10 protein-coding genes and 1 pseudogene are annotated in these 12,304 nt (G+C 69.7%); 6 read left to right on the top strand and 5 right to left on the bottom strand.

Annotated elements, in window-relative coordinates:
- Positions 1–45: 45 nt before the first annotated feature.
- Together BLV72_RS00430 and BLV72_RS00425 are read right to left on the bottom strand one after the other, a co-directional pair.
- Positions 46–1,077, bottom strand: a complete 1,032-nt coding sequence (locus BLV72_RS00430) for a 2,5-dihydroxypyridine 5,6-dioxygenase NicX family protein (RefSeq protein WP_093459494.1) — start codon at positions 1,075–1,077, stop codon at positions 46–48.
- Between the two features lie 468 nt (positions 1,078–1,545).
- Positions 1,546–2,517, bottom strand: coding sequence for a LacI family DNA-binding transcriptional regulator (locus tag BLV72_RS00425; protein WP_093459492.1), 972 nt, complete (start codon positions 2,515–2,517; stop codon positions 1,546–1,548).
- Positions 2,518–2,746: 229 nt separating this feature from the next.
- Between BLV72_RS00425 and BLV72_RS47630 the strand changes: the two genes are divergently transcribed.
- The 6 genes and pseudogenes from BLV72_RS47630 (at position 2,747) to BLV72_RS00395 (ending at position 9,058) form a co-directional block, all read left to right on the top strand.
- A complete protein-coding gene (locus BLV72_RS47630; protein ID WP_167746224.1) occupies positions 2,747–2,920 on the top strand; it encodes a hypothetical protein in 174 nt (57 codons plus the stop codon).
- Between the two features lie 185 nt (positions 2,921–3,105).
- Positions 3,106–4,677, top strand: a complete 1,572-nt coding sequence (locus BLV72_RS00415; protein ID WP_093459489.1) for a purine-cytosine permease family protein — start codon at positions 3,106–3,108, stop codon at positions 4,675–4,677.
- 58 nt (positions 4,678–4,735) lie between these two features.
- Positions 4,736–7,528 carry a hypothetical protein gene (locus tag BLV72_RS00410; protein WP_093459488.1) on the top strand — a complete coding sequence of 931 codons (2,793 nt, stop codon included), beginning with the start codon at positions 4,736–4,738 and terminating at the stop codon, positions 7,526–7,528.
- 117 nt (positions 7,529–7,645) lie between these two features.
- Positions 7,646–7,941: pseudogene (locus BLV72_RS52455) on the top strand (hypothetical protein); the annotation flags it as partial.
- 542 nt (positions 7,942–8,483) lie between these two features.
- A complete protein-coding gene (locus tag BLV72_RS00400) occupies positions 8,484–8,870 on the top strand; it encodes a hypothetical protein (protein WP_093459486.1) in 387 nt (128 codons plus the stop codon).
- 14 nt (positions 8,871–8,884) lie between these two features.
- The gene (locus BLV72_RS00395; RefSeq protein WP_093459485.1) at positions 8,885–9,058 is read left to right on the top strand and encodes a CsbD family protein; all 174 of its coding nucleotides are present in this window, start codon (positions 8,885–8,887) and stop codon (positions 9,056–9,058) included.
- A gap of 314 nt (positions 9,059–9,372) precedes the next feature.
- Here BLV72_RS00395 and BLV72_RS00390 read toward each other — a convergent pair whose 3' ends face one another.
- The 3 genes from BLV72_RS00390 to BLV72_RS00380 form a co-directional block, all read right to left on the bottom strand.
- Positions 9,373–9,858: a lipocalin-like domain-containing protein gene (locus BLV72_RS00390; RefSeq protein WP_093459483.1), complete on the bottom strand. Its 486-nt coding sequence runs from the start codon at positions 9,856–9,858 to the stop codon at positions 9,373–9,375.
- 75 nt (positions 9,859–9,933) lie between these two features.
- Positions 9,934–11,511: an aldehyde dehydrogenase (NADP(+)) gene (locus BLV72_RS00385; protein WP_093459482.1), complete on the bottom strand. Its 1,578-nt coding sequence runs from the start codon at positions 11,509–11,511 to the stop codon at positions 9,934–9,936.
- The gene (locus tag BLV72_RS00380) at positions 11,508–12,137 is read right to left on the bottom strand and encodes a cysteine hydrolase family protein (protein WP_244320527.1); all 630 of its coding nucleotides are present in this window, start codon (positions 12,135–12,137) and stop codon (positions 11,508–11,510) included. Before BLV72_RS00380 ends, BLV72_RS00385 begins: the two co-directional genes overlap by 4 nt.
- Between the last annotated feature and the right edge of the window lie 167 nt (positions 12,138–12,304).

The raw sequence follows: 12,304 nt of genomic DNA, 5'->3' as shown, positions 1-12,304 counted from the left end.
GTCTTGTGTGCGGCGCGGCGGTACGGCGGCTCGCCCCCAAGGCGCTCAGCGGTCGGTGAGCGTCCCGGCGGTGACGACCTCGGTGCCGTCCACGGAGACGGTGCAGCCCCGCATGGCGATGTCGAGGTGGGCGTACGACTCGCGGCCCAGGACCGGGTGGGGACCGGTCGACCACAGGAAGTTCCCCGCGAACGCCCGGGCGTCCATGCCCATCAGCTCGTCCTTGCCGTACATCGCCGTGGCGAACCAGTCGGCCGTACGCATCAGCCCCCAGCCCATGTGGGACAGGCTGCGTGCCCAACGGTCCTGTGCGTCGTCGAAGAACGTCGACAGCATCCGGGCCTGGGCTCCGCCGGAGACCTTCTCGATATGGCCGTCGGATACCTGAAGCGTGACGGGGCTGCTGACGTACTCCTTGAAGGGCAGCAGGATGTCGCCCTCATCCAGCACGATCTGCCCGCCTGAGATCTCCGGCCAGCACAGCACCATGGTGCTCGGCCAGTGGTCCCAGCGGCCCGGATCGTCGGCGAAGCCGCACTGGAACTCCGGCTTGGCGCCCGCGAGCTGCACGGTCAGGTCGGTGCCCGCGGCCGAGGTGACCCGCATGACGGACGACCTCTCCAGCAGGTCGACGCCCTCCTGCACCTCCGCCTTGTCGTTTTCCTTGGGCAGATTGCGAATGAGCACGTCGGGCGCGTCGCAGATGAAGATGATGCGGGTGCCGGCCCGCCGGATCTCCTGCTGGACCGGCGCGTGGATGAAGCCCTCGCGGGTCAGATCGACGACCAGGTCCGCGGATTTCAGCAGGTCCTGGGCGGCGCTGTCGTTGAGGACGGACAGCAGTCCGGGGCCCGCGCCGGTGTGTGTGCTGGGCATCGGCGCGGGGCTGCCCCCGGGAACGGTTGCCGCGATGACGTGTGCACCACATGCTTTGGCCGCGCCGAAGGCCGCCGCCACGTAGTCGCCCCGGCTGCCGGGCTCCGACAGTACGACCACGTGCTCGCCCTCGCGGACCTTGCACAGTCGCAACTCGCGGGTGAAGGCGTCGAGCAGATCGGCGGAAGAGAGATCGAACACGTTTTCCTCCCAGGTCGCTTGGGGTACAGACCGCGGCCTTGTGGTGGCGGCGGGCATGCCGCGGCCAGGCTTCGAGGGCGGCGGTCGAGGGGAATGGCGAAGAGCGGGCAGGGCACAGGGCCCCTCGCCGCCCATGGCGAACAGCGGACTCGGACCGGTTGCGTTGTCCGGCCGATGGAGATAATCCGAACACGTACTATCTCCGCTTGGCAAGGGGTGGTCCCGGAGTTAACACGGATCTTCTCCGGCGACGGCGGGGCGGGCCATCACCGTCACACCCCTGACCTGCGGTGGAAACGTTCGCATACGCGTACCACGCCGCCTCGGCCCCCGTGGTACGCGGATTTTCCGTCAGCCGGGCAGGCGAATGGGCCTTCTCGTAGATCGGGGCGTGGCCCTGGCGACGCTCTTCCTCAACGGCGGAGTGGACGCGCCGCGGTGATCGCCGGGCCGGCGACCCGTTCGCGGTCAGCCGCTGGAACCGCGGACCACGAGCTCGGGTTTCAGGACGACATCACCGCTGCCGCCATCGAGGAGGGCCAGGGATGCCTCGACCATGCGCTCGGCGGTCGAGCCCAGGGTGGTGAGCCCCGGCGCGGCGGTGTCGGAGATGTAGGTACCGTCGAAACTCGTGATCGCGTACTCGGCGGGCACCCGTTTACCGGCGTGCTGGAGCGCCGTCAGCAGGCCGAGCGCGACAGTGTCGGCGGTGCAGATGATCGCGTCTGTGGCGCCGGGATTCGCGAGCAGGAGCCTGGCCGCCTCGATACCGCTCGCCACGGTGAAGTTCGGCATTTCCAGAACCCGGTCGTCCGGCCCGGCGAGCGCGCGGAACGCGGTTGTGCGCTCGATGCTCGACGAGGAGTCCTCCTGGGCGTCGACCATCAGGATGCCGCGGCGGCCCCGCGCCCGCAGATGATCCGCGAGCAGGCGGACCCCCGCCGCGTTGTCGAGCCGTACCGACGGCGCTTCGACGTCTCGCGCACGGCGATCGACCTGCACGACCCGGTTGGACCGCGCGAGCTCCGTGATCGCCGCGCCGCTCCGCTCGAATGCCGCGGGCACCACGAGCACCGCGTCCACCAGCACCCGATCCATGGCGCCGAGCTGACGCCGCTCGGTCTCCGGGCTCTCGCCCGTGTCGATCGTCACCAGCCGCTTGCCCTGAAGATCCAGGCGGCGCGAATACGCCGACACCAGCTCCGCGAAGTACGCGTTCGCGATCGCGGGAACGACAAGCGCCAACGAATCCGTCGACTGAATCCGCAGCGCCCGCGCCGCCGCGTTCACCCTGTAGCCCAGTTCCTCGCATGCGTTCCGCACCCGCAGCGCCAGCTCCGGATCGACATTGCGCTCAACACCGGACAGCACACGACTCGCCGTCGGCACCGACACCCCCGCGCGCGATGCCACGTCCTTCAAGCCGATGCGCGCGCCCATCCTGAACTCCCCTGGCTCCTGCCCGTCGATGCTATCAGGGCGGTTTCGGCGACCCGTTGACGCGGCGGGGGCCGGCGTGCTTAGGTTCGGAAATGGTTTTCCCGACGGGGAGAGTACGGCATGACGGCCCGCCGCAGGCTCTGGGGGCAGCGGGCGAGTGCTTGTCGCCGGATCGGTGAACCTCTGCCTCGGCCGCACACTGCCGCGCCTGCCGGACGGTGCTGAGCGGATGCGCACCACCGGGCACTCGGAGGCGGGCGGAGGCAAGGGGGCGCACCAGTCCCTCGCCGGTCTTCTGCTCGCCCTCGCCTCGGCCCCGGCCGCTCCCGGCGCCGACGACGCGTTCACCGACGCGCCCGCCGCCCCTCTCACCGGCGGATTAGCGGTCCACCCCACCGCTTAGCGGTCCGCCTCACCGCCGTATACGGGTCCACCGCGACCGCGGTGGCCGTCACCGCACACGCCGCACGCGGAGCCGTGTCGACCCCGGACGCGGTCGACACGCTCCTCGAACGCAGAACCCACGACTTCCCCCAACCCCACCACCCGCCCCTCCCCACCTCGCCATACGTCGAAAGGCGCCCTTCCATGAGCAATGAGGCTCAGCAAGGTCGTAGAGGCACGACCGTCGAATCGAACGGCGTCAATCCCGTTCCGGATGCCGAACGGCGCGGGAAGCCGCGCGGCCTGTTCGCCGTGTGGTTCGCCTGGAACATCTCGATCCTCGGCATCAGTTACGGCATCTTCGTCTTCGGCCTCGGCCTGAACGTCTGGCAGACGATCGTCGCCGGGACCGCCGGCTACCTCACCTCGGCCACCCTCGTCGGGATCCTCGCGGTCGGCGGGCCCCGCACGGGACTGCCGACCCTCGCCCAGACGCGCTTCGCGTTCGGCATGAAGGGGAACAGAATCCCCGCGTTCTTCGCCTACCTGTCCAATATGGGCTGGAAGGTGACGATCATCACCCTTGCCTCGACCACCGGTGCGAACCTGTTCGCGAAACTGTGGCCCTCGGTGTTCGCCGACATGGACGGGTCGAGCGCCACGTCCACGATCGTGCTGTGGTTCGTGCTCGTGCTCGCCGTGACGATGGCGGTCTCCGTCCTCGGCCACGAGCTCATCATGAAGGTCGAGGTCTGGATCTCGTGGGTGACCGGCATCATGACGGTCGCGTTCCTCGGATTCATGGTGCCCGAGATCGAGTGGGCACACCTCGGTGACACCCCTGCGGGCGGACCGCTGGTGTTCACCGGCGGCATCATCATGGCGATGACCCTCGTCGGCCTCGGCTTCCTCAACTACGGCGGCGACTTCGCCCGTTACCTCCCGCGTGACACCCCGGCGCGCGGCGTGATCGGCTGGACGGTCGCCGGGCTCAGCCTGCCGGTCGTCATCCTCCTCGCCGTCGGCGCGCTGCTCGTCGGCGGGGATTCGAAGCTCGGGGCCGCCGCGGCGTCCGACCCGATCGGGGCGCTCACCACGCTCCTGCCGATGTGGTTCTTCGTCCCGTTCTCCATCGTGATCGTCATCTCGCTCGTTTCGGCCGCCATCACCGGTATGTACAGCTCCGGCCTCGCGCTCATGGCGGTCGGCGTACCGCTGCGCCGCTCCGTGACGACCGGGATCAACGCGATCATCATCGCGGCGGGCGCCTTCTATCTGCTGTTCGTCTCCACCTCGTTCCTCGCCACGTTCCAGTCGTTCCTGTCGCTCATCGCAGTGATGATGGGCACCATGGGCGGCATCCAGCTCGTCGACTTCATCCGGCAGCGCCGCATGGGCTGGAACACCGATATGGCGAACCCGCGTGGCTACGGCGGCCGCGACGGGCGCTGGACGGCGATCGTGAGTCTGATCACCGGAACCGTCGTCGGTCTCGGCCTCGTGACGAGCTCCGACCCGAACTTCGGGAAGATCACGGGATTCCTCCTCACCGAGAAGGGCCGCACCGGCGTGTTCGGGTCGAGCGGGCTCGGCATCGTCATCGCCCTGGCGCTCGGCGCCGCGCTCTACGCGATCCTCACGTTCGGACTCCGGCTGGACCCGAAGCCCGACTACTCGCTCGTGACCGCGGGAGACACCGCTCGCGGGGAGGGCGGGCTCCAGGTACCGACTCCCGACACGGACGGCAGGCACGCTGCCGACCGCACGGAACGCTGACCGACCCGTGGTGGCGAGGCCCGCGCGGGACTCGCCACCGATCGAGGAGCTGACACCCTTGTCCGCACATGAGACCGCGCTGGGGCGATTCCGGAACCCGGACCCGTGGCATGCGCCCGCCGCCTACTGGTTCTGGCATCGACTCCCCGGCACGGACACGATCCGCGCCCAGGTGCGGCAGATGTACGACGCCGGGATCCGGAGCTTCCAGGTGCAGGCACGGTTGTCGTACCCGATCGAGGACTACCTGGACGACGACTACCTCGCCGCGTGCCGTGCTGCGGTCGGGACGGCCGCCGAGCTCGGCATGGTCGTCGGCATCTATGACGACTACAACTGGCAGACCGGTCACGCCGCGGGCCGGGCCGTGACCGGCCACGACGAACTGCGCGAACGGCACCTGTTCTGGGTACGGATCCCCGCGGGCGCGGGCGACGGCTCGCTCAGCGGGATCCGCTCGGCGACGGAGAACCTCGGCCCGGCCGCGATGGACTGGCACTACGAGGGCGGCGTCGTCGACTGGGCCGACTGGCGGCTCGAATACGCGCTCGTCGTGGATGGGGAGCAGGGCGCGGCCGCCGAGCGGCCCGAACTCGTCGACCGGGTGGACGGCGCCGCCGACAGGTGCCGTGTCCGCCTCGTCGAGCCCGTGCCCGAGGGCGCGGAGGCGATCGTGTTCGTCTCCGCCCGCTGCGCGACCTCCCGGCTGGTGAACCCCGTCGACCCGGTCGCGGTCGATCGCTTCATCGAGGCCGGCTACCAGCCCTTCGCCGATGCCCTGGGCGACTTCTTCGGCTCCACCGTCGCCTACATGTTCTTCGACCAGCCGCACGCCGTGTACTACGACTGGGCGGAGCGCACAGGAGACCTGCGTTCGGCGATGCCGTTCCACGAGAGCCTGGCCGTCTCGATCCGAGAGCGCTGGGGCGGGCGGACCCCCCAGGTGCTCGCCGCCGTGCTCGACGGGGACGACCCGGAGCGGCTGAGCCTCCGCGCCCAGTTCTACGAGCACTTCAGCGGCTACGCGATGGAGACCTTCCTCGGCAAGCTGCGCGCCTGGAGCCACGCCCACGGCCTGCGTCAGTCCGGCCATGAAGTCCTCGGGCACGTCGGCGGCTGGGGGCTGGACACCGCGTTCGCGAACTGGGACCTGCGCGTGAACTTCGGACTCGACCACTTCGGTGTGGACGGCTACCGCGACCTCACCGCGGTGGACGCGCAGGACGCCCTGGTGCAGCTCAGCCCCGTGTTCGGCGACTCGGTCGCCCGCCACCACGGCCGCGGCGGGACGATGGTCGAGCAGTACTTCGTCACCCCGCCCGAAGGCGGGACCCCGTGGTCCGGCCACTGGGGGCTGACCCTGCAGGAGTTGCGCACCACGGCGATCAACCACCATCTGCAGGGCATGCGACAGATGATCTTCCATGGCTTCTACCAGACACACGGCCATGGAGACGATCACGAGTCGCTGCGGAATCCGCGCTTCGACTTCCCCCCTGGCATCAATTTCGAACCGTGGTTCACCGACCATCACCCGCGGTTCGCGCTGGAGAGCGCGCGGCTGAGCGAATTCCTCGAACCGGTGTCACCACAGAACGACGTGGCCCTCCTGTACCCGTTGCGCACGGTGTGGACCGCGGGTCAGCTCGGCGAGCAGGCGTCGGCGATGGGTGAGTGGGCCCGCGCGCTCACCGAAGCCCGGGTGGGCTTCCACCTCGTGGACGAACGCGATCTCGACGCGGCCGCTGTGGAGGAGGGCGCGGTGTGCTTCGGGGACCGCCGGTACCGGGCGCTCGTGCTTCCCGCCGTGACAACGCTGCGCTCGGCCGCGTCGCTGCGCCGACTTCGCCGCATGGCCGAATCGGGGGTACGGGTGCTGGCCGGCGGTGCGACGCCCACCGTCTACCAGGTGGGCCCGCAGACCGCCGCCGAGGACTGGGCGGACCTCGCCCCCGCCGCGGAGGTGTTCGCCGCGGTCCCCGAGGAGGCGGTCCTGCGCGGGCTCGTCGCGCAGCGTGGGCGGGCCGAACCGACTCTGCGCGTCCCCGCCGGCTCGGCGGTGCGCTGGCGCGGCGGCCCGGACGCGGCCGACGGCTTCCGTTTCGCGTGCTTCACCGAGACCGAGGGCACAGTGGAGCTCCTGCTGCCCGACGGGTCCTGGCATATCGAGGAGTGGGAGGCCGCCGACGGTACCGTGCGCACCCTCGAAGCGGCCGAGAGCCCGGTCGCGCTGCGGCTGGAGCAGAACGCATTGCGCCTGTTGCGTGTGTACCGGGGCGCAGAGCCCGCTTCGGGCTCGCCGGATGTCACGGAAGACTCCGAGGCGGCGGCCGGTCACGGCACACCGGAATGGTCGGCGCCGGAGGCGCTTGAGTCCGGCTGGCTGCTCGAGGTCGCCGAGGACGCGTACGAGGAGGCGGGCACCCGCCGTGACATCGCGGTGACGTGCGGCTGGGAGCGCCAGGGCCTTCCGGCGTTCGCGGGCACCGCCGACTATGTGCGGCAGATCGAGCTCGACGCGCCGGTCCCCCTGGAGCTGACGTTCCCGGCTGTCGCCGGAGCTGTGATCGTGTCCGTGAACGGCGTGCGTGCGGGGGCGCGCGCCTGGGCGCCGTACCGCGTCACGATCCCCGCCGACGCCCTACGGCCCGGGATGAACGAACTCCGCGTCCGGGTCGCGCCGTCGGCGGCCAACCGCTACTACGCCGGGACCGGGCTCCGCGCCGGGCCCGAACCGTGCGGGCTGCTCGCGCCGCCGCTGCTGCGCCACGCGCTCGCGACTCCCGACCTCGGTGTGCTCCCGGACGGTTCCGACTCCGGCCCGCGCTCAACCTCGATCCCGGAAGGCTGATCCACCTTGCTCAAGGGCTCGACCCGCTCCTGACCCCGGACCCGCTGTACGCGCTCGCGCCAAAAGTGGACTGTCCACCAGGCGAGAAGCCTCACCATGACGCTGGGATGCCGGATGGGCTCCCTGCGCTTCCTCCTCGCGGTGATCGAGCACGCCACCCGCCGCGCGCGGTTCCTCGGCGCGACGGCACACCCCACCGCCGACTGGGTCACTCAGCCGCCATCTCCTCCACACACTGCGCGAGTACGAGGCGTTCTCCAACGAGCACAGACCTCACCGCACTCTCGCGGGCGACGCGCCACTTCGCCCCCTACCCGAACCGATCGCCGCCCCCGACCAGCCCTCCCATCACCATGTCCATCGGCGCGATCGCCCTCGGCGGCCTCCTGCACGAGTACCGACACGCTGCGTGACCAGCACGGACGTAGTAGTTACAGCCGCCCGGGGCGACGTGATGTGGCGACGCGGGCACACACCAGAATCTACCAATATGTGAGGTACACCCCGATCGCGGGTAAACCAAGCTCGTGACCACCAAACCGTGGCGCCCGGTCACACTCGCGCCGGCCGTACTCGTCCCTCTGGCGGCGGCACCCCTCACGCCCGGGAGTACCGCTCACGCTGAAACCAGCGTGAACAAGATCGCCCAAGCGCTGCGGAGCAGCCTCGTCCACGTGGATCGCGCGTCCGGCGCACTGAGCGCCGGGCAGGCGCGCGAGCCGGCAGGCAGCATCCGCGGCACGGGCGGGCCGCCCGGACACCCGCCCCGTCTGGGTCGGCGGCGAACGCCGCCCCTATGGGGACGCCGGTCCGGCCTATGGCCCTTGGGCGGGTGGGTACTTCGGCGGGTACGGGTCGATGCCGCTGCCCGGGTGCCGACCGCGGACGACGGCGAGACGGGTGTGGACCGCAACTGTTCATTTGACACATGGGTTCTCAAGGCAAGGAGAGCGACATGCTGCTCATAGGGCTCATCATCCTGGCCGCGGCGGCTGTCATCGGCGTGGTAGGCGTGCTGGCCAACCTCGGCGGTGGGCACGCGCTCACCGATGGCTTCTCCGTGTTCGGTTTCAACGGCGCCGGCTACACCGGAACGGTGTTTCTCTCCGGGATCGTGATCGGGGCCGCCGCCCTGCTCGGGCTGAGCCTGATGATGGCCGCCGTGCGCCGCAGGCACGCCGCGCGCCACGGGCTCACACGGCACCGCCGGAAGGCCGCCCCGGTCGACCGGGAGCGCGATGAGGTGGCTGGCAGACACGAGCCCGCGGACGACGAGTCCGCCCGCGGCACTCGGCGCCATGGCCGACCGCATCTCTTCGGGCACCGCACCGCCCATCGATAGGAAGGCAGTGGCTCATGAATGTCGGGAAGAAGATGGCCCACACGGCCGAAGCGGTCCGAGGCAGCGCCAAAAAGGCGCTCGGCCGGGTCACCGGTAACCGCCGCATGCAGGCGGAAGGGCACGGCGACAAGGTGAAGGGCAACACCAAGCAGTCCGGTTCGAAGATCAGGGACGCCTTCCGGCACTGATCCCTCGGTAGACGGTCCCATCGCCCGCGCTCACGCCGCACCACCCGCCTCGCCGCCCGGGCCCTGCTGCTGAGGAACGCCCCGGGGGCTCTGGACTGGGCGCGCCGGATCGAGCTGTGCACCGTCGTGGTTGCCTCTTTCGTGGCAGTGGTGGGTCTCTGGTACTCAAGCGTTCAGTCGCGGTGTGCTCGACGGCCAGGTCGGACCGGACCAGCTTCGGGAGGACCGCATCCGCGGCGGAGACGTCCAGGACTCGGCCGGGCAGCCGGCCCACGAAGTCACTGGGCCGCTGTGGCGGACGCTGCCCACGATGGTCAGTCCGACCTGCTCCAGGTGAGTTCGGCTGTGCGTTCCGCACCCCACAGGCGGGTGGGAGTGGCGACGCCGAGCGTGAGGAGTGAGCCTTCGAAGCCCACTTTCCGGACCTGGGACCGTCCGATCCAGTTCGGGAAGAGGCTGGTGGTGACGTGGTGTTCGACGGTTGTGGGATCGATGACCTCGAACGGCCCGCCGTAGGCAACGTAGCCGACCGCTGCCCGGGCGAGTTCACCGGCCGACGCGTCCTCGAGACGTGCCGATCTCATGGGCGGGCGGTCGCCGCGCCCCAGCTGGGCGGACATATATCCCTGAGGGGTGTAGACGATCAAGCCGTAGGGGGTGGGGCCGAGGGGGTGGATGACCTCCCCGTCGGTGCTCGTCGTGGTGTAGGACACGAGGTGCCATGCGCCGAGCAGCTTCTTGCGGACCTCTTCGCGGGCCTCGCGTTCATGCCCCGCGGCCGGTTGGCCGGCAATGGTCATGGAAAAGCGGCTCCCTTCGTTCCAGGAGAGCGAACGGGCCCCGTCCGGGAGAGCCTACGGGGCCCGTGACCAGGGTCAGTGCTGGGTGAGCTCTCCGTCGACGAGCCGCCACAGGTGGAGCGGGTTCGCCTCGCGCAGTGGCTGCGGCAGCAGTTCGTCAGGAAAGTTCTGGTAGGTGATCGGGCGTACGAACCGCTCGATCGCGCGCATGCCCACGGAGGTGAAGCGACTGTCGGAGGAGGCCGGGAACGGGCCGCCATGGGTGGAGGCGTAGGAGACCTCCTGCGGGATCGAAAAGGCGTTGAACACGATGCGTCCGGTTCGGCGCTCCAGGATCGGCAGGAGCTGTTCGACGCCGGGGCGGTCGGCGGCCTCGGCATGCACGGTCGCCGAGAGTTGTCCGCGGAAGGCGCGGGCCGTCCCGAGCAGCTGATCCGAGCCGGTCAGTCTGACCAGCAGGATCGCGGGGCCGAAGACTTCTTCGCGCAGGGCGGGAGCGGCCAGCAGTTGCTCACCGGTGACCTCGTACAGCAGGGACTGCCCGTCCCCTCCGTGGGCCGGGGCCGGTCCCGCGCCGATCAGAGTGGCGCCCTCGCCCTGCATACGCTGTACGTTGCGGGTGTAGGAGTCGTGGATGCCGGGTGTGAGCATGGTCCGTGCGGCCACCTTCTCCACCTCGGCGATCGCCGCGTCACGCAGTTCCTGGAAACCGGGTCCGTCGACGGCGAGGAGGATGGCGGGCTTCAAGCATGCCTGCCCGACGTTGTACATGGCGCGCTGGACCAGGCCCCCGCCGATCTCCGCGCCGCGGGCCGCGAGGGCGGCGGGCAGTACGAAGGTCGGGTTGACGCTGGTCATCTCGGTGAACACGGGGATGGGGTCGGGGCGCCGCTGAGCCCGGCGGTAGAGGGCCATGCCGCCGCCCTCGGAGCCGGTGAAAGTGACCGCCCGGACCAGGGGATGGTCCACCAGGGCCTCACCGATCTCGTTGCCGGCGCCACGGACGAGGGAGAAAACACCTTCGTGCAGTCCCGCCTCGGCCACGGCCTCCTGGATGACACGGCCCTGGATCTCGGACGCGCCGGGGTGGGCGTTGTGGGCCTTGACGACGACGGGGCAGCCTGCCGCCAGGGCCGAGGCGGTGTCGCCACCCGCCGCTGAGTAGGAGATCGGGAAGTTGCTGGCGCCGAAGATCGCCACGGGCCCCAGGGCCACCTTCAGCAGCCGGTGATCCATGCGCGGTGCGGGCCGGCGATCCGGCTGTGCGGTGTCGATGGCCACCTGGAGGAAGCGGCCCTGACGGACAACGGTGGCGAACTTGCGGAACACACCGGCGGTCCGTATCGCCTCGCCCTCGAACTGGGCGGCGGGCAGGCCGGTCTCCAACGCGGTCCGCGCGGCGAGTTCGTCCTTGACGGCCTCGAGCTTGTCCGCGATGAGGTCGAGGAATGCCGCCCGCTCGGCAGGCCCGGTGTGGCTGTAAGAGTCCAAGGCATCGTCCGCGAGGCGGACCGCACGGTCGACCTCGGCCGCGCCGCCGAAAGCGAACTCCGGCTCGATGAGTTCTCCGGTGGCGGGGTTGAGCGCCTTCATCGTCCCCGCGGTGGCGGGCACACCTGCCGCTCCGAGCAGCAGCTCTCCGGTCAGTGTCATGCGTGCGCTCCCTTGAAACCGGCGGTGAGCTCGTCGGTGGTGGTGATGGCGTGGGCGTAGGTGGGGCCGTTCAGCTCGTGCGCGGCGTGCATCATCTCGGGCAGGAGCGCCGCGGTGGCGTCACGGACCAGCGTCACGTGGTAGCCGAGCTCCATGGCAAAGCGCCCGGTGGACTCGATGCAGGTGTTCGCCAGCAGGCCGATCATCACGACGTGGGTGATGCCGTGCTGCTTGAGCTGGAAGTCAAGGTCGGTGTTGGCAAAACCGCTCTGTGCCCAGTGCTCCTGCACCACGATGTCGCCGGGCCTCGGCCGGAAATCGGCGTGGAACTCCCCGCCCCAGGTACCGCGAGCGAAACTGTGCCGCTCCATGATGGCGCGCTGGGTGGGGTTGGGGTGATCCCACGTCTGGTAGTCACCCGGTTCCCAGCGACGGTGGGGAACGAACACCACGCGGACACCGCTCTCGCGGGCGGCGGTGACCACGGAGCGCAGGTGGTGCAGCAGGCCCACCTCCTCCGCTATGGGCTCCAAACGCGGCCAGATCTTGCCGCCCTCGGACAAGAAGTCGTTGTAGGGGTCGACCAGCAAAACGGCCGTATGGCGGGGGTCACAGGTCTGGTGCACGGGTTCCATTCCAATCTGGATGACGAATAACATCCAGATTGAAGATTACGTCGGTCATCCTGAAAGTCAAAACAACAGCACCGAATCTCCCCTACGAGACCAGGGTGTATGATGCACATCATCCAGATGCGCGGTGGTTGCACTGCGCCGCCCCACGGAAGGCAGGG

The sequence above is a fragment of the Streptomyces melanosporofaciens genome, from assembly GCF_900105695.1.
Taxonomy (GTDB): domain Bacteria; phylum Actinomycetota; class Actinomycetes; order Streptomycetales; family Streptomycetaceae; genus Streptomyces; species Streptomyces antimycoticus.
Note: the sequence above shows the minus strand (reverse complement) of the source record. Positions and strands in the feature narration are given on the sequence as shown.

What these genes read in the sequence shown, in the direction of transcription:
- BLV72_RS47630 (WP_167746224.1), top strand. Translation starts at nt 2,747, where the DNA reads ATGCGCACCACCGGGCACTCGGAGGCGGGCGGAGGCAAGGGGGCGCAC.
- BLV72_RS00385 (WP_093459482.1), bottom strand. Translation starts at nt 11,511, where the DNA reads ATGACACTGACCGGAGAGCTGCTGCTCGGAGCGGCAGGTGTGCCCGCC.
- BLV72_RS00390 (WP_093459483.1), bottom strand. Translation starts at nt 9,858, where the DNA reads ATGACCATTGCCGGCCAACCGGCCGCGGGGCATGAACGCGAGGCCCGC.
- BLV72_RS00395 (WP_093459485.1), top strand. Translation starts at nt 8,885, where the DNA reads ATGAATGTCGGGAAGAAGATGGCCCACACGGCCGAAGCGGTCCGAGGC.
- BLV72_RS00425 (WP_093459492.1), bottom strand. Translation starts at nt 2,517, where the DNA reads ATGGGCGCGCGCATCGGCTTGAAGGACGTGGCATCGCGCGCGGGGGTG.
- BLV72_RS00415 (WP_093459489.1), top strand. Translation starts at nt 3,106, where the DNA reads ATGAGCAATGAGGCTCAGCAAGGTCGTAGAGGCACGACCGTCGAATCG.
- BLV72_RS00400 (WP_093459486.1), top strand. Translation starts at nt 8,484, where the DNA reads ATGCTGCTCATAGGGCTCATCATCCTGGCCGCGGCGGCTGTCATCGGC.